Source organism: Desulfitobacterium chlororespirans DSM 11544 (assembly GCF_900143285.1).
Classification (GTDB): domain Bacteria; phylum Bacillota; class Desulfitobacteriia; order Desulfitobacteriales; family Desulfitobacteriaceae; genus Desulfitobacterium; species Desulfitobacterium chlororespirans.
On the sequence record NZ_FRDN01000010.1, the window covers coordinates 105266 to 129629 of the forward strand.

The window sequence follows — 24364 nt, forward strand, 5'->3', positions numbered from 1 at the left end:
AGACCAGCAGATTTATAGTTTAAATTTCATGATGACTGTTTTAAGGCTTTGGGCTAATTCTGACAGCCCTTCACTGGAAGCCGCGATTTCCTGGACAGATGCTGTTTGCTCTTCCATGGAAGCGGTAACTTCCTCTGTGGCGGCGGAATTCTCTTCAGCGATGGCCGAGAGAGCTTGTAATGTGGAATGGATTTCATCCTTAATTTTGTCCATTGCCGCTTCCGAAACATTCAGCTCGTTCACGGCTTGGATAGCTTCCTCCATGGATTGGGCAATCACCCGATATTTATCCTGGCAGGTCATAACGCTTTCCGCTTGTTCCTTGGATATCTGGGATACTTTCTCCATGTTTTTGACCGCATCCTGAGAGTTATTTTGCAGCTCCTTCACCATGAGATCAATGGATTTAGTGGAAGCGGAGGATTGCTCAGCCAGCTTGCGAATCTCTTCGGCGACGACGGAAAATCCCCGTCCTGCTTCTCCTGCCCGGGCTGCTTCGATAGCTGCGTTCAAGGCCAGGAGATTGGTTTGCTCTGCTATGGAAGCAATGACATTGCTGGCTTGCTCAATCTTTTGGGAACTTTCATTGGTTTTAAAAATTACTTGACGTATTTCCTCAGTGGCTCCGTTGTTTTCCTGAGAGATACGGGTGAGGTTATCAATCTCTTGCAAGCCTTCATCCACAACAGCCGAAACCCTATTCGATGCAGCATTTAAGGCTTCCACCAACTCAAGATCCTTTTCAATGGCTTGTCCGAGGCGGGCGGCTTTCAGCGCTCCCTCTTCCGTATTACCGGCTTGCTCGGATGCTCCTCTGGCAATTTCCGTAACTGCTCTCGATACTTCTTCCGCAGTGATGGCACTTTGCTGGGTTGACGCTGTCAGTTGCACAGATACAGCGGCGACTTTCTCAGAGGACTCTTTGACATCCCCTATGAACTCTCTGAGGCTGGCGGTGATGACTTGGATTCCTTTGGCCAAGGCTCCGATCTCATTGGCTTTTTTGAGCAATCCTTCAGGTACATCCTGGGTCACATCCAAGCGGGCAATTCTCTCGGCACTCTCCTTCACTTTCATAATGGGCTTAGCCATAGAATTTCCAATCAGGGTGACAAAGCCCATACTTATGAAGAAAATAATCACTCCGGTAACTAAAATATCCTTTTGGAGAGCAGGGATGGCTGACAGAACTTCTTCCTGACTGGCCGTAATAACAAAGGTCCAATCGCTGCCCTGAATAGGAGCATATCCCGCATATAAATCCTGACCGTTATAGGTATAGGAACTTACTCCCTGGCCGCTCTGCAGCAGGTTTTCAATCATAGTCGCCGTGGACATTAAACTTTGGTCCTCTTTGACTGCTTCGATAGGATTGAATTGATCGAACACTTTTTCTCTGTCCGGGTGGGCAATAACCGTTCCTTGGCTATTAACCATATATCCATAACCATTTTGACCATATCCTGTGTCTTCCGCGATCAGGCTTAAGGCATTGCCGTCACGGCGCCCGATCAATGCCCCCACCACTTTCCCTTCGTTGACAATCGGTGTGGCATACATAATAACCAGGCTGTTGGTCACCCTGCTGATGATCAGATCAGATACATTCGTTTCCCCTTTTAAGGCCTTTTGCACATAATCCCGGTCTCCCAGTTGGTTGGTTGACCCATCGGTATAGCTGACGGAACCGTCCAACTGAACCACCCCAAGATCAAGAAAATTGGTGTTGGGGAGTTGTCTTTGCAAGATGGGTTGTTGTACCTGCCAATCCATGGTTTGCATATCTTCCCTTAAGGCGATCATCTCCAAGGTTTTCTTTTGGGTTTCCAAACGGCTTTCCGTGAGTTTAGCCGAATCGGCGGCAAGGGTACCTAAAGCTTTTTCTGCTTCAGCCGTCAGGGCATTGCTGGCCTTTGCCAAAGACAGATATCCCAGGGCTAAAGATGATAGCAATACAAGTATGGAAAAATAAATGACCAGTTGTGTTCTGATACTTTTCAACACACAGTCCTCCAATTTCATTTTAATTAAATCCCCAGAGCCTTGGCGTTGATTTGCGGCTCGCATTTTTTATTCGCTATAATTTCAGCAAGCTGATGCTGTGGTATCGGCTTACTATAGAGATACCCCTGACCGGTGTGACAGTTGAACCGCTTCAGGTGGGACAGCTGCTCCAGACTTTCAATTCCCTCGGCCACCAACTTAATATTGAGTTCACGGGCCAGATTGATCACAGAATGGGTAATAATCGTGCTGGTTTTATTGGTAGGAATGTTCTGTATAAAGGAGCTGTCAATTTTTATAATATCTATATTAAAGGTAAGCAAATACGATAAGGATGAAAAACCTGTACCGAAGTCATCCACTGCAACCAAAATGCCGATCTCCTGAAGTTTTTGCAGATCGGCAATGACCTTCTTGGCATTATCGATGAGGACACTTTCCGTGATTTCTATAATAAGATAGCGGGGATCGAGCTTCATCTTGTCAAGAATGGCCTGGATGCTCTCCACAAAGCACTCTTCCGCAAACTGCACGGACGAACAGTTGATGGATACTTTGAGGGGAGGCAGTCCTTCCTTTTGCCATTGCTTATGACTGCGGCATACTTCTTCCAACAGCCATTTTCCCACATCCACTATAAAACCGGTTTCTTCCATAATCGGGATAAATTCAGCGGGGGAAATCATTCCGCATAAGGGGTGTTTCCAGCGCAGCAAAGCCTCTACGGCAAGAACTTCATTGGTATATAGATTGACTATAGGTTGATAATGCACCGCAAACTGACCCTCCTTAAGGGCCTTCTGCATGTCACGGCGCAGCAGAAATTCTCTGTAATTCTTATGCTCCACATCAGCTGAATAAAATTGGTAGTGCTTGTTGCCAGCAGCTTTGCCTCGTAATAAAGCGGCGTAAGCAGACTTAACAAGAGTCTCACTATCTTGGGCATCATGAGGATAGATACTAATGCCCAGACTCACACTAATATCCAGTTTATGCTCATCCACTATAAAGGGGGCATCAAAAAGGCGCAAAACCTCTTCAACCAAAGGGATATAATCATCCTGCCCCTCTCCCCGGGCAGCCACTATGGCATACTGGTCCCCGGAAAAGCGGCAAAGCAACACCTGATCCGTACACATCAAGCGCAGGCGCCGGCTGATTTGCCTGAGCAACTGGTCCCCATGCTCATAGCCTAAGTAGCTGTTGATGTATTTGAATCGATCAATGTCCACAATGATCAATGCCAGGGCTTCTTCTTCCCCGGCCTCCGCCATGTGCTGACTCAGCAGTGATTCAAAGGCGCCCCGAGCGGGAAGCCTGGTTAGTTCATCCAGGGTTGTAAAGGCTTTTGCCTGGCTATCCTCTCTGTTACGATATGAAGAAGACACTCTCCAGTTGAGAATTAATCCTTGTATGGAGGGCTCTGCTAACTTATTGCGCATACTACAGACCAAGGTTATTTCCTGCCCTGCTTTGGTCTTAATCTTTATTTCTTCTTGCACCACTTGATCAGGGTGACCGAGGGCTGCACTCAGCATCTGCGTAAATTTAGCTTTTTCTGTCGGTTCAAAAAGTTCATAGGTTGGCTTACCTATCCGCTCTTCGGGCTTGTAACCAAGGATCTTTTCAACAGCGGGGCTTATGTATTGAATGGTCCCATCTGAGTTGATAATCTCAAACACGTCATGGGAATCCTGCACTAAAACTTGAAAGCGTCTCTGCAGGTTCCTCAAGGTATGACTTGTGCTGGGATTGCGTTTTTTTTCGTTTTTAGCAATGGTTTTATTCCGGGCTAATATACTACTTTTCCTCATGATTTGATCCTTTCATCGGGAAACCCCTGTATCTAATCGATTTTAAGTTACATCCTCAAGCTAGGTAAGTAATCACTCACTCTCTTTCGCTACACGATTTATTATTTAATACTGCTATAAATATGTCAATACTATCTTTAATTACCAGATAATTCTTTTTGCGACATATTACGACATTTACCTCTTTATCTCTTTCAGCTTAGAACATCATTGCTGTCCGGCTAGGCCGCTTCTTCAATCCCGAGTAGCGCAGCTATCCTGTCCCGGTATTTATTGCCGGGGCGGCTGCCATAGAGAATTTCGCTGAACCGGTTCATGGGTATGTTGTACTTCTTGCAAAATTCGCTGTTGCTCATTCGCCTGTCGATTAGTCTCTTTTTCACTTCAACTCCAAACGGGGTCAGTTCTTTTAAACGCACGGATCACTACCTCCCATATATGAGATAAATTTTCCATTTCGGCAGCATCGGTTTACCTAGAGCTTCAGGTGCCACATTTTTTCTTTACCAGATACCGACAAATTCAACCATTGTACCTTAGCTGGTGCTGTATTACACTTGTCTTGCGGAAGAATTTCCCTATGAATATTATAGGCTCATATGTGGGACGATACAATAGATATTAGCGCAAATATTAGACGATTGTACGTCTTATATCTCTGCACCGTATTTGGATGGAGGAAAGTTTATGAATGCTGAATCATTTAAAAAATCTCTAGGCACCAGAATCAAACAGCTTAGAAAAAATGGTAAATTGTCCTTAGCGGATCTTTCAAGGCATCTTCCCAGTATTTCTCGCGCAAATTTGGGACGGATCGAAAATGGTGAGGTTATGCCGTCAGCTATATTCATTTATGAAATCTCCTCATTTTTCAATGTTTCAGCTGATTGGTTATTAACCGGAACTACACCGGCTCTACCCAATTATCTAAATGCTGAACACGAAAGGTTAATCGAGATTTTCAATCTCATGAATGGTACGGAGCAGCAGATTCTTATGGCCAACGCAGCCTTTCTTTTATCCAGTGATTATTCTAAGTTGATAAAACAACCTTTACATAAAAGCAAACCCATCGATCTGGAATCAACGCACTTTAATGAGGCGGAATAAGAACAGCCTTTATTTTTAGCCGCACATGTGGAAAATTTTCCACATATCAAGAAAACACGGCTTCACTGAAGACACTGTCTACCCACTTGTTTGCCTTAAACCGGTGCTTGCCAAGGAGGCAAAGCCGCTGGTTGCCCTTATGCTTAAACCGCTCTCCAAAGAGCGGTTTTTCGTATTGGTACATAAATAATAAAGGGACTACACCCAATATTATTCAGGGTCTAGTCCCTCAAAAGCTTATAAGCAAAATTGTCAACAAATCCTTAAGCAATCATCCCTTGGCTGAAGCGCCAGACGGTATTGCGGGTCTTCTTGGCCTGGTACAAAGCCTGGTCGGAGAAATTTACGATGAGATCCGTATTGTTGGTAAGCCTGTTCTCTTTGACTTTGACTTCTTCCAGTTTCTTGTAAGAAACCACGCCCGCACTAAAGGTTACTTTTTGGGAAGCTATCTCCGGGCCAAAGTCATGGTTTTCCACAAGCTTGCGGATTCTCTCAATAAGATTAGCGGCTCCTTCCTCACTGGTTTCAGGCAATAAAATCGCAAACTCTTCGCCGCCCCAGCGGATGACTTCATCACTGGCCCTGACATTCTTACGCAGGATCTCGGCGGTTTCCTTAATCACCTTATCCCCGGCAAGATGGCCATAAGTATCGTTGATATTCTTAAAACGATCGATATCAATCATGGCCAGGGAGTATTCTTTTTCTTTCTTTGCGTATTTTTCCATATCGATATTCAGGCGCAGGTACATAAAACCCTTATTGGGCAACCCTGTCATGGAGTCTGTATACCCCTTAACCGCCAAAGTCTTAACAAATTCACCCAGAGAAATGCCATTAAAAATTAAGACGACCACGACGGACAGCCATACCCAGCGTGCTTGGTGCAGAGGAAAAAACCAATAAATAAAATAGGCTAAGAGCCACAGTAAGATACCTAATAGAGAGAGGATCAAAGGCGCATGGCTCATGAACAGCTTGGTAAAGATCTGAACAAATTTTTTCAAGCCACGCTCTCTCCCTTTCGGCTTAGTCTTTATGCTTGTTCTAAACATCACTTAATTCGTTATACATAAAAAATAGTTTTATAATCAACTTTTTATAATTATTCTAATAGCAACCAAATAATGAGTAATTCCTAATTCCTCTGATAATTCGCCATTTTCTTAAATAATCCTTTTTTTCACCATAGGTTATTATATAGTCTCCTGATAAAAGTAATGCCAGCAAAAAGTATTTGCTGGCTTGAACATTCTTATTTATGAATAGTCTACTTGGCGCTCATGTGATTGAGAAAAGCCTGGGTCCTTTGCTGCTTAGGATCTCCAAATACGGCTTCCGGGTCTCCTTCTTCGACGATCTCTCCCTTATCCATGAAGATAACACGATTGGCTACTTCACGGGCAAAGCTCATTTCGTGGGTCACCACAATCATGGTCATATGCTCTTCAGCTAACTGCCGCATCGCCTTTAGTACTTCGCCGGTTAATTCGGGATCAAGAGCTGACGTAGGCTCATCAAAAAGCATAATATCAGGGTTCATGGCCAAAGCACGGGCGATGGCTACCCGTTGTTTCTGGCCGCCGGACAGCCTGGACGGATAGCAATCCAGTTTATCGAGAAGGCCCACCTTGCCAAGCAATTCCTTGGCTACAGGGATGATCTCGTCTTTTTTTACCCCTTTAACCGTAAAGGGTGCTTCAATAACATTTTCTAAAACGGTGAGATGAGGAAACAGGTTAAACTGCTGAAAGACCATGCCCATTCTGCGGCAGATCATGCGCGCTTGGGATTCTTCTGCATAAGCCACTTTTCCTTCTGCCGTGGTAGAGACCAACTCATCCCCTTCGATGGTGATGCTTCCTCCGTCAATCATTTCCAGCCGGTTCAGGCAGCGTAAAAAAGTGCTTTTGCCTGAGCCGGAAGGACCGATGATGGCTACCACTTCTCCCTTGAACACTTCCAAAGAGACTCCTTTGAGAACTTCCAGCTTATCGAAGTTCTTCTCAATATTTAAGGCACTGATCATTTTCATTCCATTCACCTTCTTTCCCTATTCATCATAGGCCGCATAGCGTTTCTCAAGCCTTTGGAAGCCCCAGGTCAGAACCAGGGTCATCAGCAGGTAGAACACTCCGGCGACGATAAAGGGGGTCATGGTAAAGTCCCTCTGAACCAAGGCTCTCGTAGTACGCAGCAAATCATTCATGGCCAGGACATAGATGAGGGAGGTGTCTTTGACCAGGGTAATGGTCTCATTGCTTACCGGCGGCAGCACCCGTTTAATAACTTGAGGGAGGATAATGCGGCGCATGAGCTGACCATAGGTCATGCCCAGAGCCCTGGCTCCCTCATATTGCCCACGTTCAATGGACTGAATTCCTGCCCGGAAAATTTCCGCAAAATAAGCCGCATAATTCAGGACGAAAGCCAGGATGGCGGCCTGAAAATCCGTAAGAATAAGCATCTCACCGATCACCGGAATAAAAGGCAGGCCAAAATAGACAAATAAGAGCTGCAGCATGAGGGGAGTGCCCCTGAAGACCCAAATATAGACCCCTATCGCCGAGCGAAGCACTCCAAACCGGGATATACGGCCCAGGCTAAGCATCAATCCCAAGGGTACGGACATAACGATGGTTACGAAGAACATTTTTAAAGTGACCACTGTGCCGTTTAACATGGGGCCCAGTATCTGCAAAATATAGTCCATGATTTCTCTCCTCATGAGTTTTCAAAGGATATTTTCATTTGTCTAACGAAAAAAGGTGTAGGGAATTGTTCCTATGCCATTCCGAAAAGGAAGACTCTCCCTTCGGAAAGACATAAGAGGCGTTCCCTACCCTTCGCTCGGTTCCTGTTACTTGACGATATCTTCTCCGAACCATTTCTTGGAGATTTCAGCGGACTTACCGTCTGCCTTCATGGCATCCAAGGCCCCTTGAAGCTTGCTGAGAAGCTCGGTGTCATCCTTGCGCAAACCAACGCCGTATTCTTCTTCGCCGAAATTATCCTCGATAGCTACAAAGGTGCCCGGCTTTTTGTTCATATAATACTTTAAAACAACTTCATCGCCGACCACAGCCTCAACCCGGCCGATGGACAATTCATTGAGAACCGCCACAAAGTCCCCATAGGTTCTTAACTCCTTAAAGGTGCCTGTCACTTCAGGTTCAGCATTGAGGGCGTCTACACTGGAGCTTCCTTCCTGGGTACCGACAACCTTACCGGCTAAATCTGCTTTGGTCTTAATGTCTGAACCGGACAGAACAACAACGATCTGACGATTAGCCATATAGGGTTTGGAAAAAGCTATTTTCTCCAATCTTTCTTTGGTGATGGTTAGGCCGTTCCAAATCATATCAATCTTTTTGCTGTTGAGCTCTACTTCTTTGCTGTTCCAGTCAATGGGCTTGAATTCAACCTCCATGTCCAGGCGTGAAGCCACTTCTTTGGCCATATCCACATCGAAGCCCACCAGATTGCCGCCGTCATCTCTAAAGCCCATCGGAGCAAAGGTATCATCCAACCCGATGACAATCTTTTGCTGTACGGCGCCTTTTTCCGGCTCTGTATTCGCCTTGCCCGGCTCATTGGTGCCTCCCGCACTGCTGGAACCACCGCAACCCACTAATAATAATCCTGACATAAGGACAGTCATAGCAACTGCTACCCACTTCTTCATTAGGAACAACCCCTTCTCTCTCGCAATATCTTGATGCTATTTTACTTTAATACGCTAAAGAGATAAAAGGGTAAACCGGCACATTATTGCAGGATAGACTTGTTTAGCTGAATCATGCTTATGATTTCGTCTTTTTTTATAGGATTTTATTTATTTTCAGGCAAGGAGCATGCGGTCGTTAGCCAACTCTGCCCCACTGCGCTTCTCAAACTGCTCGATCAGGTGGTCCACCGTCATTTGCCGTCTTTCCTCCCCCTGAAGGTCCATGATGATTCTTCCTTCATGCATCATAATCGTCCGTGAGCCAAATTCCAGGGAAGCCTTCATATTATGGGTGATCATCAGGGTGCACAGCTTATCCTCTTCTACTATCTGGCGGGTCAAGACCATCACCTTTTTGGCAATAGCGGGGTCAAGAGCTGCGGTATGCTCATCCAACAGCAAAATTTTAGGTTTAACCAAGGTGGCCATCAGCAGGGTTAACGCTTGCCTCTGCCCTCCGGATAAAAGCCCGACCTTATGCTTCATACGGTCCTCTAAGCCAAGATCCAATACAGCAAGCCGCTCTCTAAGCAGGGCTAATTCCTTTTTGGTTGCCCCGGGGCGCAGGCTGACGGGCTGCCCTTTGGCCAGGGCAATGGCTAAGTTCTGTTCAATGGTCATATCAAAGGCAGTGCCTTTGAGGGGATCCTGAAAAACTCTGCCAATCATCCTGGAACGTTTATATTCGGGATGATAGGTAATATCCAAGTCATCAAGCAAAATCTGCCCTTCCTCTATCTCGTATACTCCGGAAATACAGTTAAAGAGGGTGGACTTTCCTGCTCCGTTGCCACCGATGACCGTCACAAATTCACCGGACTGCAGGGTAAGGTCCACATCAGCCAAGGCTCGTTTTTCATTGCTGCTCCCTATACCAAAGGTTTTGCTGACTCCTCTGAGTTTAAGCATGCGCTCCTTCATTCCTTTCACTGCACATTCCCTTTGCTGCTTCCCTGGTGAGAAAAATGCCTGCGTTTCATGACAGCAAACTGCTTTTTCAAAACAGGAGTGGACATAGCTAAGGCTACAATAATGGCGGATACCAGTTTAAGATCGGTAGCCGGCATTCCTAGTTCCAGGGCAAAGGCAATAATCAGGCGATACAGAACAGAACCCAAAACCACAGCAATGAGCCGGCGCAGCAGGGTCCGTATTCCGAAAACCACTTCACCGATGATCACCGAAGCTAAACCAATAACCACCATGCCCACACCCATGCTTACATCCACAAAGGATTGGTATTGGGCGATCATAGCCCCGGAAAGAGCTACAAAGCCATTGGCCCCGGCCAGACCGACAAATACGGTCAGATCCGTATTCACACCTAAAGCTCTGACCATTTGATCATTATCTCCCGTAGCCCTTACCAGGAAGCCCAAGCGGGTATTCAGGAAAAGGAAAAGCAGAATCAGGCAGAGAAGCATCACCAGCAGGGCAAGGGTCAGTTGGCTGTATTCTCCGCTCATTACCTTTTCAAATTCACTGAAGACGGTGGCCTTGTTTAAAAGGGCGATATTGGCCCGGCCGCTAAGGATCTTTAAATTAATGGAGTAGAGAGCCAGCATGGCCAGAATTCCTGCCAGCAATGCCTGAATCTTGAGTTTGGTGTAGAGAAAGGCGGCAATGCACCCGGCACCGCAGCCAAAAACAAAGGCCAGCAGCAGCCCGAGGAAAGGGTGGCCGTTCATGCATAAAACAACAGAGATGGCCGCCCCTGTGACAAAGCTCCCGTCCACCGTCAAGTCGGGCATATTTAAAGTACGGAAGGATAAGAATACCCCCAGGGCCATGATGGCATAGATTATTCCTAATTCAAAGGAGCCTTGTAAGGCGAAGATGCTCATAGGGTGGTGGTCTCTCCTTTATCCGTTAAATTATTGAGTGCAGATAATCAGCGAGACTTGGGCCAATGGTTGACCCTTATCTCGCTTGTGAAGGATTTAAGTTAAATGGGGAATATCGTCAAAAGGGTTCCTTCGTGGGAGATTGAGCAGGTGGGAGGACCTGTCCCCTTGTCCCTATTCGGTGAAGACCTCGGCAGCTTTCTGGAGAACGTCTTCCGGGATGGTTATGCCGATGGTATCGGCTGTTTTTTGATTGAGGTAAATATCCATATCGGTCATAGATTTTACGGGGATATCGCCGGGTTTTTTCCCGTTAAGAATTTCGGCGGCCATTTTACCGGTTTCTTGGCCAAGCACAGTGTAGTTAATGCCATAAGTCGCCAGGCCTCCGTCTTTAACCATAGAGTCTGCTCCCACATAAACGGGGATTTGCGCTTTGTTGGCAGCTTGGGCTACTGCGGGCATGGCACTGGCCACAGCGTTATCGATAGGAATGAAAATGGCATTGGCTTTACCGGTCAAGGAATTGACGGCCTGGAGCACCTCGGAGCTATTGGTTACTGTGGCTTCAACTACTTTGATATTTTTCCGGGCAGCGTATTCCTTGAGATTATCGATTACAGAAACAGAATTGGTCTCACTGGTGTTGTACAGTGCTCCCACGGTTTCGATTCCCGGAGTGATTTGCTCCGCCAATTCCATGATTTTTTCGGCGGAGACCCGGTCTGAGGTGCCGGTGACATTGCCGCCAGGTTTTTCCATGTTGCTGACAAGCCCTGACCCCAGGGGATCGGTGGCCGCTGAAAAGACGACCGGAATCTCCTTAGTCTCACTGACTACCGCTTGAGCCGACGGGGTGGCGATGGCAATGATCACATCATAATTATTTTTGACAAACTTCTGGGCGATGGTTTTGAGATTGGTTTGGTCTCCTTGGGCATTTTGGTAGTCGATGATAATATTTTCGCCATGTTTAAATCCCTGGGCTGCCAGTTCAGCAATCGTGGCCTCACGAATGGTATTCAGGGAAGGGTGCTCAACAATTTGCACAATCCCTACGGTTTTTTTGCCGCCATCCGCTTTTCCTTGTGCCGAGCCGCAGCCTGTGAGAAGTAACGATAGGGCTAATAGTCCACTTAACATCACCGCAAATTTCTTTTTCATCTGAAGATTCCTCCACTCTTTCTTTTTGATTAAGATAAAGATTGAGGGTTCTTCCCTGCAATATCCCTACCATCCGCGGAAATGGCCGGGATTAGGCCGTACCAAAGCAAAAACGCCTGTCCCTAAGTCAAAACTTAAGGACAGGCGTATAAACCTGCGGTACCACCTTAATTGATGCATGAAATAAATCATACATCCTCTCTTGCAGAGTGCCATCACACCCTTAGCCCAATAACGCTGGCTATGCGTCGTAAGCTACTCATTGCTTTTCGCTCCGCCCTCAGGGGCCCATTTACCCGCTCCGTTACTTGCCAGGCTTCCACCTTCCCCGGCTCTCTTTAAAGCTGGTCTTGCGGTTTTACTTCCCCGTCAACAGTTTAGAACATCTTATCATACTATGGCGAGGGAATCAATAAAATTTTTCAGATAAAAAACTTTTAAGATACCCACTGATAGACGGTGTTTTTATGGTTCTTGGCCACATACATGGCCGCATCGGCTCTTTCTATGAGCTCGTCAAGGGTATCTGATGAATGGCTGTCGTAAACCGCTACCCCGAAGCTGCCTGTGACTTTAATCTGGGCATGCAAATAGTCTACCTCAAGGGCTTCCACGCTTTCCCTCATGCGTTCCGCGACCAGGACAGCCTGCTCAATATCGGTATCCGGCAGACAAATAATGAACTCTTCTCCTCCGTAACGTCCTATAAAATCATAGGGCCTTACGTTATTGCTTAAGCAATCCGCAAATTTCTGGAGAACATAATCTCCTGCTAAATGCCCAAATTGATCGTTGACTTTCTTGAAATAGTCAATGTCGACCAAGATCATAGCAAAGCCTTCCTGAGTCCGCTTGGTTCGTTCCAACTCTTCCTGTAGCCGTTCGATAAAAGCCCTGCGATTCAGGGTCTTGGTCAGATAATCGGTACGGGCCAGGACTTCCGCATTATCCCGCGACTTACGCAGCTCATCCTCGGCATTTTTGGCGATGGTCATATCCTGTATCTGGGCGACAAAATACTTGAGGTTGCCGCGTTCAGTGCGGACGGCGGAAATGGTTGATCTGACCCAAATGGTGCTGCCATTTTTATGGATATAGCGCTTAACTGTGGTAAAGGAATGGATATTGCCGGCAAAAACTTCTTGAAGATAGGGAGTATCTTTTTCCTGATCCTCCGGGTGAGTCAATTCTTTAACAGCCATCTTCAACAACTCCGGCCGGGTATAGCCGCTAATCTCCCCATAGGCCCGGTTGATTTTTAGGAAGCGGCAATCAGGGCTGACTATCGCCATCCCTAACGCCGTGTGTTCAAAGGCATTTTTCATAATCCATACGTGAGCAACCTGGTTGACCACGGCCCGGCGATACTTTTTAGCATGCCATAAGCTAATGCCAAGGATAATAATCAAAACGATTATAAGCCCATAAGACATAAGAACACCCTCTAAAAATACCTATGCTGATCTACCTTAATTTTATCTCAAAACCATTGTTTTGAAAATCAGCTAATCCTTAACAAATCATTAACAATTCGGCTGTTGGAAAAAGGGGTTAAGCCCGCGCTATCCGGCTTAATAAGAGAGGAGAGAACTATTTGAAATACAATCAAACAGCTCTTCTCACTCAAGAATTATTCAAATACTTATTTAATATTTTTTACAGAATTCTCACCAAAAACGGGGGTGATAATTTTTTCATAAGGTGCAGTTTTACTCAATTCGCCGGCATCCTGCAGAGCTTTTTGCAGAACATGGAGATCCTTTTCCAATAAGATGGGATCTTTTTTCCAGCTGTTTTGTTCCTTATAGCGTTTCACAACCGTGGTTAAAATCTCTTCTTCCGTATCTGGAAAATGAGCTTTAATCGCTTGGGCGATTTCCTCCGGTGAGTGGGATTCTATCCAGAGTTGGCCTTTGTAGACAGCATTGGTAAACTTCTGGATGATATTAGGATTTTTCTCCATATAGCTCTTCTTGGCAAAATAAGCCGTATAAGGCACTTCGCCGCTTGCCTTGCCCAGAGAAGCCACAATGTGAGCTTTCCCCTCCTTCTCCATCATCGAACCTGTAGGTTCGAAAAGAATGACATAATCCCCTTGACCACCCAGGAAAGCTCCCGGCATAGCGTTAAATTGCATGGTGGTATCGATGAAAACATCCTTTCCCGGGGTCAATCCGTTGTTGCGGAGCACGTATTGCAGGATAATTTCGGGCATGCCCCCTTTTCTGCCGCCAATAATTGTTTTTCCTTTAAGATCGCTCCAGCTGAAGTCGGGGTCCTGCTCCCTGCCGATGAGGAAGGTTCCGTCCCCGTTGGTCAGTTGGGCAAAGACGATGGCATTATCTTCTTTGCCTTCATTGTACACGTAAATGGTGGCTTCCGGACCGGCAAGACCAACCTCCACCTGACCCGTCAATACGGCAGTCATGACTTTATCCGCCCCGCCTCCGTTGGTCAGCTCAATCTCCAGTCCTTCTTCTTCAAAAAGGCCTTGAGACAGGGCCACATATTGGGGTGCATAGAAGATGGAATGGGTGACTTCCGAGACTCGGATTTTGGTGAGTTGATCTTGTTTGCCACCGGTGTTGCCGCATCCTGTTAATATTAGAGATACCACTAACACAAGGAACATAAGTAGGCCTAATCGGCGTTTCATAGTAACCCTCCCTTTATGAATCTGAATTCTTGACCAGGATCTTTTCGAACAAAACCACCCCCTGATACATTAATGCCGCAGCTATGCCCAGAATGAAGACGCTGGTCATAACTAAATCCAGCTTAAACACCTGACCTCCATAAACGATGAGATAACCCAGCCCCGCTTTGGAGACGAGGAATTCACCGACGATAACCCCAACCCAGGAGAGTCCGACATTTATTTTCAGAGCATTGACGATGGTAGGAAAGGAGGCCGGCAGGAGAACTTTGGTGAGCACCTGAATTTTTGTTCCGCCAAAGGTCTGAACCAGCTTGATTTTCTCTTGGTCTATGGATAAAAAACCATTGAGCACTTCCAGAATAGTCACAATCAGGGAAATAGCCAGGGTCATGACGATAATAGCCGCCGGACCGGCGCCAATCCAGACAATGAAGATGGGACCTAGGGCAATTTTGGGCAGACTGTTGAGAATAACGAGATAAGGTTCTGAGACTTTGGAGATAAATTCAGACCACCACAGGACGATGGCGATCATCGTTCCCAAGACCGTTCCCAGGATAAAGCCGATGATGGTTTCCATACAGGTAATGGCTATATGATGAAACAATACACCTTCTTGATGAAGGTTGATCATGGTTTTCAGCACACGGCTGGGCTGACTGGTAATGAAGGGATCCACAATGCCAGCTCGGGCACAGATCTCCCATAAACCCAGGGCGATGATCAGAATTAAAGCCTGAGTCACTCTGACTTTGACTTTTTCCTGCCGTACTTTTTTCAGATAGGCCCTATGTTCCGGAGAACTATTAGACATGGACATCCAGCTCCTTCCATATTCCTTGAAAGTAGGTCTGGAATTCCGGCATATCCCTGGATTTTAAAGGGGTTCTCTTTGCACAATTCATGCGGATCTCATAGATTTTCTTAATCGTACCCGGCCGTTTGCTGAGCACTACCACCCGATCCGCCATACTGATGCTCTCGGCAATATCATGAGTGACCATAATGGCTGTTTTGTTCTCTTTCTTAATAATAGTGTAAATATCTTCGTTAACAGCCAGGCGAGTCTGATAATCCAAAGCCGAAAACGCTTCATCTAAAAGCAGGATTTGCGGATTGGTGACCAGGGTGCGGATAAGGGCCGCTCTTTGTCTCATCCCTCCCGAGAGTTGGCTGGGGTATTTATTACGAAATTCATAAAGCCCGTAAGTCTGCAGGAGGTGCTCTGTATAAGCCTTGGCTTCCGGTGTCATGGCTTTTTGAATCTCCAGCCCCAGCTTGATGTTCTGTAAAATAGTCCGCCACTCAAAGAGATGGTCCTTCTGCAACATATAGCCAATCTTGGGCGATGTTCCTGTGACCACCTCACCCTCCACAAGAACTCTGCCTGCTGTGGGGGAAATCAATCCGCAGATAATGGATAGAAGGGTTGATTTGCCGCAGCCGCTGGGGCCGACAATACTGACAAACTCACCTTCATAAACATCAAGGTTGATCTCTTCAAGGGCTGCAATTTCTCCGTTAAGGGATTGATATTTCATGCCAAGGTTATGCAGCTCCACAACCTTTCTCAAGGCCCCTCCCCCCTTTCTTTTTGCACTCAGCACTTTCACTATCTGTAATAGTGTATTGAATCCCCCGAAAATGGGTGAGTGTTTGAGACATAAAAAAATCCCCTCCTCTGGGTAGAGAAGGGAATTTTGCGCTTTGGATTATGCCTTTGTCGGTTTGAGTATTTCCTGAACACCTTTATCAATCCTCATGATTTGGTTGCCGAGGATCTCCGCTTCACGGGGATCATGGGTGACCAGAATAAACGGGATCTGCCATTGCTTCTGAACTTTTAAGAGCTCTTGCTGAAGAAGGGCCCGGGTATCGGGATCCAGGGCTGAAAGGGATTCATCCAGGAGAAGGAGTTCCGGCTCCGTCATCAGCGCCCGGGCTAAAGCCACCCGCTGTTTTTCTCCTCCCGATATCTGCGAAGGATAACGCTTCCGCAGGTGACCGATTTTAAGAATGTCCAGAAGCTCCGTCACGCTCATTGCTTTATGAGAGGCTCCGGTTGCTGCTGCCTGCTTAGGCTTGCCATAGAGAACATTCTTTTCGATGGTCATATGGGGAAACAGGGCATAATCCTGAAAGACATAGCCAACCCGGCGTTTGCGAACCGGCAGGTTGATTTTTTGTTCTGAAGAAAAGATGGTTTTACCATTAATCCAGATGTCACCCTGAGTAGGGTTCTGCAATCCTGCCAGACACTGGAGGACTGTGGTTTTCCCCGCTCCCGACGGACCGACAATGGCCAGAATATGATTATCCACCTCAAAATCCACTTCCAAGGTAAAGGAAGGAAGTTTTCTCTGAAAATGCACCTTGACCATTAAGCTATCCTCCCATCAGACTTGGCCGAGTTTCCCTTACCTTTTCCCCAATGATTCAACCCGAAAATGACCAGAAAGCTGAACAGTACCATAATCGATACGAGAATCCAGGCCTGACGGGTGTCTCCGGCTTCACTGGCAAAATAAATAGCCAAAGGCATGGTGGATGTCCGGCCGGGAATATTGCCTGCCAGCATCAGGGTTGCACCAAATTCGCCGAGGGAACGGGCGAAAGCCAATACAAAACCCGCCACACAGCCATTCCATGCTAAAGGAATGGTGACGGTGAAGAAGACCCTTAACTCTCCGGCCCCAAGGGTTCGGGCTGCTTTTTCCAATTGGGGATCCACGCTCTCAATGGCGGCTTTGACAGACTGGTACATCATAGGAAAGGATACCACCGCCGCAGCAATAATCGCTCCCCAAATGGTGAAGACCACCGTCACACCAAACAGCTCTCCCAGGAGCTTGCCGACAGGTCCGTTCTTGCCAAAAGTGTAGAGCAGGACAAATCCGACCACAGAAGGCGGCAGAACGAGGGGTAAGGTCAGAAGGGATTCCACAACGGCCTTTCCCGTGAACTGGCGCTTAGCCATCAGCGTAGCAATGGGAATAGCAAAGCAGACCACAATCACCACGGCAGCCACGGCAACTTTTACAGATAGGATAATGGGTGAAAAATTAAAGTCCATCTCTATTCCCTCAAATTTTCCCTCAAATTTATCGAAAGTCAGTAAAAACCATAGGTATAATCAGCCTCAGCAAGAAAAACAAAGCCAAGACCGATTATACCTTTAAATGCACTGTGTTTGTACTTTATGTTTTTTATCTAAAGTAATTTCCAGCTTTTTATTTGCTTAAGTTGGTTTTAAAACCGTATTTCGCGAAGATATCCTGAGCGTCTGAGCTTTTCAAATAGGTTAAGAAGGCATTGGCTGCTTCCTTTTCCTTGGTTGCCGAAACAATTCCGGCCGGGTAGGTTATGGATTTATGGCTGTCAGCGGGGAAAGCTTCTACAACTTTGACTTTTGTTGAGCCTTGAGCGTCGGATTTATAGACGACTCCCGCTTCGGCGTTGCCCGTCTCCACATAATTCAACACCTGGGTGACATCTTTGGCCTGAACAAATTTGGGCTCCAGAGTATCCCAAAGCTTAAGGGAGGTGAAAGCTTCTTTAGCATATTTGCCGGCGGGGACGGATTCCGGAGTGCCGATACCGATCTGCTTCACACTTTCCTTGGACAGATCCTGAATGGAGCTAACACTGGTATCGTTGGCACCGACAACAAGAACCAAATCATTGCCCACCAAATCGACAACGCTGTCTTTATCCATTAAGTTCTTTTCCAAGAGAGCATCCACCTGGGATTTTCCTGCTGAAATAAACAGATCAGCCGGAGCTCCCTGTTCAATTTGCTGCTGCAGGGTTCCTGAAGCACCCATGTTAAAGGTCAGTTTAACATTAGGCTCTTTGGCGGCATAATCCTTCTGAATCTCATCCAAGGAATTTTTCAGACTGGCTGCTGCGGAAACAATCAGTTCAACTTGTTTCACGGGCTCTTGGGGAGTTGCTCCCTTATCACCGCTATCTCCGTTGTTAGCGCTGTTGCCGCCGTTGTTGGCGCACCCTGTTAAACCTAAAGAAAGTACCATACCGGAAATCAATAGGGCTTTAATCCACTTTTTCATCCTTAACCTCCTGAAAATCATCTTTTTTTCTTCGCTCCGCTTATTTATGGAAATTGATCGGCTTAGACGCAAACCCCATCCAATCGCACTATTTTTTGTTGTGCCTTTAGCTCTCGTTTTCGCATTAAATGTCTGAAAAGCTCCAAATTAAAAAGAATGAAACCAAGTTCAACAAAGCAAACCAAACATTATCATACTAAAACCAGAGTCAAACTGTAGCTTAGCATCAACAAATCTTATGCGTCAATTAACATAAACAAACGCAACTGAACTTCATGTATATTATATAGTATGGTATAATCATGATCAAGCTATAAATGCAAGCACTCGCCGGTCTTTTGCTCAACTGTTTGAAAGTGCAACTATGGGGGGAGAGATTTCCTTGTCCAATGTGACTTATACTCCTGAGGAAGTGGCAAGCATTCTAAAAATCTCTAAATTTACGGTATACGAAATGATTAAGCGGGGCGATCTCAGCGCTTACCGCATCGGTCGCAAATTTCGTATCGAAAACACGGATTTGGAGAATTACATCCGTAAATCCAAGGGAGTCTGTTCCGCTCCCACCGCCGGGAATACACTGAATTCTTCTTTGCCGGCAAATGCTCTGTCAGGATTTACAGGCAGTGAAGAGAAAATCACTCCTGACCTACTTTCTGCCTTTCCAGGTTCTTCACTTCTGGATCAAGGCCTGGTCATCTGCGGTCAGGATATCGTCCTGGATATTTTGACCCGGCATCTGGAAAAGCAATTTTCTCAAGTCCGTTTTCTTCGCCAATACAGCGGCAGTATTGATGGTTTGATCGCTCTCTATCGCGGTCAGGCTAATGTGGTTACCACTCATTTATGGGATAGCGACACCAACGAATACAATACTCCCTATGTGCGGAGATTGTTGCCCGGGCACCCGGCCCTTATTATCAACCTGGTCTATCGCATGGAAGGCTTCTATGTAGCCAAAGGAAACCCTAAGCAGATTCTGACCTGGAGTGATTTAGGGCGCTCCGATGTTCGTTTTGTCAACCGCGAACGAGGCTCGGGGGCGCGAGTGCTTCTGGACGAGCAGCTTCGTCTTGCACATATTCCCCATTCCGGTGTCCGGGGCTATGAGGATGAAGAGATGTCACATATGGCCGTGGCCAGCCGGGTAGCCCGGGGTGAAGCCGATGTGGGGCTGGGTATTGAAAAGGCCGCCATGCAAGTCAGCTCTTTAGATTTTGTACCTCTGCACAAGGAACGCTACGACCTGGTGCTTCGCAAAGAGGATTTGGCGAAGCCCCATTTCCAGGCTCTGCTGAGTATTTTGAAGTCCGAAAGTTTCCGCAACGAGGTCGCGGGAATTGGCGGGTATGATATCACCGATATGGGTAAGGTTATGGGGGAAGCTTAGCTCCCTTCCGGGCCTGATAGCTAAAGCCAGCCCCCTTAGCTTAAAGAGGACTGGCTTTTTTGTTGTGCTGGAAAAGGCTCTTGCGGTTCTGGAAGAGTTTCGAAAGATAAGTCTCCGGAAGTCCCCGAGTCTCCATGATTTTGCTTTACACCGGTCGCTCCATAAGCTGCACGGACAAAACTAACGCGAAAAGCACTCCGCTCCGCCGGGACGCCGCCCAAATCGCTCCTGCTCAATGGGCGGTTGGAAACGTCCTGTTTCCAACCCGACTCCGCTGCGTGCTTTTCGCGAAGTTTTGTTTCCGCTCGCTTAAATTCGCTTCCTACTGTAAAGCAAAATCCTTGGGCTGTTTTTCGGGCTTGAGTGAGCGGGGCGCTGTAGGAGATAGAGTGCAAGTCACTTGATCCGAGCCGCTTTTTTCGTCTTTACCGACGCCTCCTGGACGGCAGGGTCGGTGAGCCGGGGAAAGATTTTGAAGATGAGCCACAAAAGCCCAAAAGAAGCGCTAAAAAAGACCCATAACGCTACGCGACCCCAATAACTTTACTTCATCCGAGCTTTAATGCGCTCGATGGCTTTTTCGGTATTCTCACGGGTCCCAAAGGCGGTGAGGCGGAAGAATCCTTCGCCGTTGGCTCCGAAACCTGCACCGGGAGTGCCGACCACATGAGCTTCTGTCATCAGCTTATCAAAAAACTCCCAGGATCCCATGGTGCCGGGGGTCTTCATCCAGATATACGGAGCATTTACCCCGCCAAAGACTTTAAAGCCGGCTTCCTGGAGGCCCTCCCGGATGATACGGGCATTTTCCATATAATAATCGATAGTGGCCTGGATCTGCTTTTTTCCTTCCTCAGTATAGACAGCTGCGGCTCCTGCTTGTACAGGGTAGGAGACCCCGTTGAACTTGGTGGTCTGTCTTCTCAGCCAAAGCTTATTCAGGCTATGTCCTTCACCTTTGGAGTCATAGATCATAATATCTTTGGGAACGACGGTATAGGCGCAACGGGTTCCGGTAAAGCCTGCGGTTTTTGAGAAGCTGCGGAATTCTACAGCCACTTCCCTTGCTCCTTCTACTTCATAAATGCTGCGAGGCACTCCTTCTTCCCGGATGAAGGCTTCATAGGCCGAGTCAAAAAGAATGATGGCCTTATTTTCCTGCGCATAATCCACCCATACCTTCAGTTCTTCTTTGGTCAAAGTCATTCCCGTGGGATTGTTGGGGAAGCAAAGATAGATCATATCCACAGGTGCCGTGGGCAATTCAGGCTTCATGTCTCCTTCTTCAGTGCAGGGTAGATAGACAATTCTGCCATACTGCCCTTTCTCTGTATCATAGTCCCCTGTTCGTCCCGCCATGACATTGCTGTCGACATAGACGGGATAGACCGGATCTGTCACAGCCATGATATTATCCACGCCAAAGATTTCCTGGAAATTGGCTGTATCGCTTTTGGCTCCATCACTGACAAAGACTTCATCCAGGCCCAGCTGAACTCCCCGAGGGGCATAATCATGGGCAATGATCTTCTCAATCAGAAAATCATACCCTTGCTCAGGGCCGTATCCCCGGAAAGTCTCCGCCTTGCCCATCTCCTCTACAGCCTGCTTCATAGCTTCAACAACGACGGGAGCAAGAGGTCTCGTCACATCACCAATTCCCAAGCGGATAATATCTGCATCAGGATTTTGGGCTTTAAATTCATTGACCCTCCGCGCTATTTCCGAAAACAAATAACTCCCCGGCAGCTTTAAGTAATTCTCATTGATCTGAGCCATAGTTCCAGTCCCCCTTCTTATCGTAACCCCCGAAAACGCCGCTTCGTGTTGGTCGGCCTTATACACCGTGAAAACTCCTGTGACTTAGCACATGATGCATTTTGATGTATTATTATGAATTACGATGTATTGTTATAAATTATAGTATTATTTCCCGTCTTTTTGCAACTCTTCCCTGAGGAATTTTCTCCTGGGCTCTAAACTGTCTTGACAAAAAGCTCAACAATATGCGGGTCAAATTGGGTCCCGGCACAGCGCAGGATTTCTTCTATAGCGGCTTGAGTGGATTGGGCTTTCCGATAGGGCCGATCATTGGTCATAGCATCAAAGGTATCGGCAACAGCCAGAATCCGGCACTCAATAGGAATCTCTTCTCCTGCTAATCCTAAAGGATACCCCGAACCGTCCCAATTCTCATGATGCTTGAGAATCCAATCGGCGATAGGATAAATATCCGGGGTAGATTGAGCGATGCGATAACCGATTTCACAATGCTGTTTCATGATCTCCCACTCATCCGCAGTCAGGCGCCCCTTCTTAAACAGAATCTGATCGGGAATTCCTACTTTGCCGATATCGTGGAACTGAGCAAAAAGCTTCAAATCGGAGAGCCTCTGTTCGGATAAGCCGGCCAATTGCCCTGTGCTGATAATCAGGTTCTGCACCCGCTCCGCATGGCCTTCCGTAATGAAGTCCCGGCATTCCAAAGCTTTGGAAAGGATTTGAACCTGGGAATTCCGCGTGCTGTTATTACTGTGCAGCTTTTCCCTGCCCATGGCATCATCGGCTTTTCTCAGCAGCTCACTCATGTTTACGCCATCGGCTCCGGAGCAGGCATACCCCAGGGAGATATCCAAAGGATATCCGTCATGATCCTTATTATATTTTTCTACATTCCTGCGGAATAGCTGACAGGCCTGTTCCAGATCCACATTCTTATCTTTTTCGATGAGCACCGCGAATTCATCTCCCCCGATGCGGGCGACAAGATGTTCCTCGAAGCACTCGTTGAGCAGCCTTGCCGTCGTCACTAAGACCTGGTCTCCCGCTTCGCTGCCGAAGGTTGTGTTGATCAGCTTCAGTCCGTTGACATCGGCCATAATTAAGCCAACTTCCTGGCCGGGCTCTGTCTCGTACCTGCGCAGCTCCTGCTCAAAGTAGACACGGTTATAGAGCCCTGTCAATCGATCATGCAGGTTTAAGAATTGCAGCTCGGCTTCGGTTTTCTTCCATTCAGTAATATCGATAATGGAGAGAACCGTTTGCGTGGTCTGGGGGATAACCTCCGCGGAAACGATGACATCTTTTAGATTGCCCCGGCTGTCTTTATACTTCATTTCATACTGACGGGGTATCTGCGGATCTTTTTGAAGTCTTCTCCGGTTATATTCTTTCAGCCGCCCTACTTCAGTATCGGGCAGAAAATCCGTAAGATAAGCTATATTATCAATTTTGGCGCTGGGTAAATCTAAAAGTCTTTCGGCCTGAGGATTGGAGAGCAGTATCTTTAAGTTTTCGTCAACGATTAAAAAGGCACTTCCTGAATGATTAAATATGGTGCGGTAGCGATTTTCCGACCACATTAATTGATATTGAATCCTGCCTTGCTCTACTGCATTGGCAAAGGTCTCTGTAACCAGCTTCAGGGGATTGAGGATTTCCTTAAAAGGCAGCCCGCCTGAGGATATGTTAACGATGATCAGCACACCGAGCAAGGAGCCTTTAAAATTGAGAGGAATGGTTAAAATGGAATCTTTACTGAACACTTCCTGGGCAAAATACTCGATCTCTTTGAACTCATTCTGAAGAGCAGGTTTCTGGCATAAGATTTCGCCCTGCTTCCAGCGCCCTCTTAACTCGGCGAAGGTGCCGGAAGGAATAGCACATCCGCAAGCTTGCTGGCCATGTTCACGGACGCTGACGTATTCTTTCAAATTCCCACCAAGATAGAGGCAGACCTCCTCGGCCTTAAATAATTTTAAAATATCCTTGAGGGACTCTTCTGCAGCTGCTTTAAAATCCTCTTGCTGATTAAAGCGGGCGGAGATACTGGCCAATCTCTCTTCAAACTTCAGTTTGCGAATCACCATTTCCTCAGCTTCATACCGGCGAACAGTGCTTTCCAAAGCTTTCTCCAGGTTGTGCCGATAGATAGCCTCCGCAACAAGAGGTCGGATGGTCTCGATGAACTGGATATCTTGCTCAGAAAACACTCCATCCTTGACGTCGGCAATATGTATAGCCCCCACGACTTTCCCCTGGTGGAGAAGGGGGATAACGGCTAAGCTTTTGAATTGCTTATGGGCACAGAGACCGCGGAAATTCAAAAGCTGGTCCTCTCTCAACTCTTCGACATATTGAAAGAAATTCGGTGCATAGTAGGTACCCGCTGCCGAGACATGATCTTGATCCTCACTTTTAAATTGCTGCTTTAAGACCCGTAAACAGACGCACTCATCCCCTTCGACAGAGATGCAGCTTTCCGAAGCAATAAAATCCTTATCAAACCCCCGATGCACTACATAGGGAGCAAGGCCGGCCTCTCTAAGCACCCGAATACCAATATTCTCACATCCGGTCCATCCTGAGAGAAAATCAATAACTCCGTTGAGGTACTCTTCAAGAGAGTTTTTATTGCTGAGTTGATTAAGAAGGTTGAGCACAGCCATAAGCTTGACATCCTGGACATCCTGTTGCATTCTCATTCCTCCATCACGGTAATGATCCTCTGGTTGCCAGATTCTATTGATTCCCAACGCTAAAAGTTCTTCAAGCAAATTCATATTCCTGCTCATTTTTC

The 24364-nt window shown here is 46.9% G+C and carries 21 protein-coding genes, 1 pseudogene and 1 other annotated feature; of the genes and pseudogenes, 2 read left to right on the forward strand and 20 right to left on the reverse strand.

Annotated elements, in window-relative coordinates:
• Nucleotides 1-12 precede the first annotated feature (12 nt).
• From BUA14_RS16400 to BUA14_RS16410, 3 genes are all read right to left on the reverse strand, one after another.
• A complete protein-coding gene (locus BUA14_RS16400; RefSeq protein ID WP_084078681.1) occupies nucleotides 13-2001 on the reverse strand; it encodes a methyl-accepting chemotaxis protein in 1989 nt (662 codons plus the stop codon).
• A gap of 26 nt (nucleotides 2002-2027) precedes the next feature.
• On the reverse strand, nucleotides 2028-3818 hold the full coding sequence (locus BUA14_RS16405) for a sensor domain-containing protein (protein ID WP_072773603.1): 1791 nt from the start codon (nucleotides 3816-3818) through the stop codon (nucleotides 2028-2030).
• A 221-nt stretch (nucleotides 3819-4039) separates the two neighbouring features.
• Nucleotides 4040-4201 carry a Rha family transcriptional regulator gene (locus tag BUA14_RS16410; protein WP_242954670.1) on the reverse strand — a complete coding sequence of 54 codons (162 nt, stop codon included), beginning with the start codon at nucleotides 4199-4201 and terminating at the stop codon, nucleotides 4040-4042.
• A 304-nt stretch (nucleotides 4202-4505) separates the two neighbouring features.
• Here BUA14_RS16410 and BUA14_RS16415 point away from each other — a divergent pair, with 304 nt between their 5' ends.
• The gene (locus BUA14_RS16415) at nucleotides 4506-4928 is read left to right on the forward strand and encodes a helix-turn-helix domain-containing protein (protein ID WP_072773604.1); all 423 of its coding nucleotides are present in this window, start codon (nucleotides 4506-4508) and stop codon (nucleotides 4926-4928) included.
• A gap of 263 nt (nucleotides 4929-5191) precedes the next feature.
• On the opposite strand, the gene BUA14_RS16420 is transcribed toward BUA14_RS16415, so the two are convergent.
• The 14 genes from BUA14_RS16420 to modA all read right to left on the reverse strand — a co-directional run bounded on the left by BUA14_RS16420 (nucleotide 5192) and on the right by modA (nucleotide 18395).
• On the reverse strand, nucleotides 5192-5986 hold the full coding sequence (locus tag BUA14_RS16420) for a diguanylate cyclase (RefSeq protein WP_178371720.1): 795 nt from the start codon (nucleotides 5984-5986) through the stop codon (nucleotides 5192-5194).
• A gap of 215 nt (nucleotides 5987-6201) precedes the next feature.
• On the reverse strand, nucleotides 6202-6966 hold the full coding sequence (locus tag BUA14_RS16425) for an amino acid ABC transporter ATP-binding protein (protein ID WP_072773606.1): 765 nt from the start codon (nucleotides 6964-6966) through the stop codon (nucleotides 6202-6204).
• Between the two features lie 18 nt (nucleotides 6967-6984).
• Nucleotides 6985-7644 carry an amino acid ABC transporter permease gene (locus BUA14_RS16430; protein ID WP_072773607.1) on the reverse strand — a complete coding sequence of 220 codons (660 nt, stop codon included), beginning with the start codon at nucleotides 7642-7644 and terminating at the stop codon, nucleotides 6985-6987.
• Between the two features lie 147 nt (nucleotides 7645-7791).
• A complete protein-coding gene (locus BUA14_RS16435) occupies nucleotides 7792-8616 on the reverse strand; it encodes an amino acid ABC transporter substrate-binding protein (RefSeq protein ID WP_072773608.1) in 825 nt (274 codons plus the stop codon).
• A gap of 156 nt (nucleotides 8617-8772) precedes the next feature.
• A complete protein-coding gene (locus BUA14_RS16440) occupies nucleotides 8773-9567 on the reverse strand; it encodes an ABC transporter ATP-binding protein (RefSeq protein ID WP_072773732.1) in 795 nt (264 codons plus the stop codon).
• Nucleotides 9568-9584: 17 nt separating this feature from the next.
• Entirely contained in the window at nucleotides 9585-10502 is a 918-nt protein-coding gene (locus BUA14_RS16445) for an ABC transporter permease (RefSeq protein ID WP_072773609.1), read from the reverse strand.
• A 174-nt stretch (nucleotides 10503-10676) separates the two neighbouring features.
• Nucleotides 10677-11666: an ABC transporter substrate-binding protein gene (locus BUA14_RS16450; protein ID WP_072773610.1), complete on the reverse strand. Its 990-nt coding sequence runs from the start codon at nucleotides 11664-11666 to the stop codon at nucleotides 10677-10679.
• 133 nt (nucleotides 11667-11799) lie between these two features.
• Nucleotides 11800-12048 (reverse strand) — a binding site (T-box leader).
• 55 nt (nucleotides 12049-12103) lie between these two features.
• Nucleotides 12104-13099 carry a GGDEF domain-containing protein gene (locus BUA14_RS16455; RefSeq protein WP_072773611.1) on the reverse strand — a complete coding sequence of 332 codons (996 nt, stop codon included), beginning with the start codon at nucleotides 13097-13099 and terminating at the stop codon, nucleotides 12104-12106.
• A 209-nt stretch (nucleotides 13100-13308) separates the two neighbouring features.
• Nucleotides 13309-14322, reverse strand: coding sequence for an ABC transporter substrate-binding protein (locus BUA14_RS16460; protein ID WP_072773612.1), 1014 nt, complete (start codon nucleotides 14320-14322; stop codon nucleotides 13309-13311).
• A 13-nt stretch (nucleotides 14323-14335) separates the two neighbouring features.
• On the reverse strand, nucleotides 14336-15139 hold the full coding sequence (locus BUA14_RS16465; RefSeq protein WP_072773613.1) for an ABC transporter permease: 804 nt from the start codon (nucleotides 15137-15139) through the stop codon (nucleotides 14336-14338).
• Nucleotides 15132-15899, reverse strand: coding sequence for an ABC transporter ATP-binding protein (locus BUA14_RS16470; protein WP_072773614.1), 768 nt, complete (start codon nucleotides 15897-15899; stop codon nucleotides 15132-15134). The genes BUA14_RS16465 and BUA14_RS16470 overlap by 8 nt, the downstream gene beginning before the upstream one ends.
• Nucleotides 15900-16037: 138 nt before the next feature.
• Entirely contained in the window at nucleotides 16038-16706 is a 669-nt protein-coding gene (locus tag BUA14_RS16475; protein WP_072773615.1) for an ATP-binding cassette domain-containing protein, read from the reverse strand.
• Nucleotides 16706-17398, reverse strand: a complete 693-nt coding sequence (modB, locus tag BUA14_RS16480; RefSeq protein WP_072773616.1) for a molybdate ABC transporter permease subunit — start codon at nucleotides 17396-17398, stop codon at nucleotides 16706-16708. Before modB ends, BUA14_RS16475 begins: the two co-directional genes overlap by 1 nt.
• 157 nt (nucleotides 17399-17555) lie before the next feature.
• Nucleotides 17556-18395, reverse strand: coding sequence for a molybdate ABC transporter substrate-binding protein (modA, locus tag BUA14_RS16485; protein WP_072773617.1), 840 nt, complete (start codon nucleotides 18393-18395; stop codon nucleotides 17556-17558).
• Nucleotides 18396-18777: 382 nt separating this feature from the next.
• Here modA and BUA14_RS16490 point away from each other — a divergent pair, with 382 nt between their 5' ends.
• Complete coding sequence (locus BUA14_RS16490) at nucleotides 18778-19785, forward strand: helix-turn-helix transcriptional regulator (RefSeq protein WP_072773733.1); 1008 nt, start codon at nucleotides 18778-18780, stop codon at nucleotides 19783-19785.
• Nucleotides 19786-19820: 35 nt separating this feature from the next.
• On the opposite strand, the pseudogene BUA14_RS28550 reads toward BUA14_RS16490, so the two are convergent.
• From BUA14_RS28550 to BUA14_RS16505, 3 genes and pseudogenes are all read right to left on the reverse strand, one after another.
• Nucleotides 19821-20049 (reverse strand): annotated as a pseudogene (locus BUA14_RS28550) (hypothetical protein).
• A gap of 279 nt (nucleotides 20050-20328) precedes the next feature.
• Entirely contained in the window at nucleotides 20329-21564 is a 1236-nt protein-coding gene (locus BUA14_RS16500) for an LL-diaminopimelate aminotransferase (protein WP_072773618.1), read from the reverse strand.
• 197 nt (nucleotides 21565-21761) lie between these two features.
• A complete protein-coding gene (locus BUA14_RS16505; protein ID WP_072773619.1) occupies nucleotides 21762-24263 on the reverse strand; it encodes an HD domain-containing phosphohydrolase in 2502 nt (833 codons plus the stop codon).
• Nucleotides 24264-24364 lie beyond the last annotated feature (101 nt).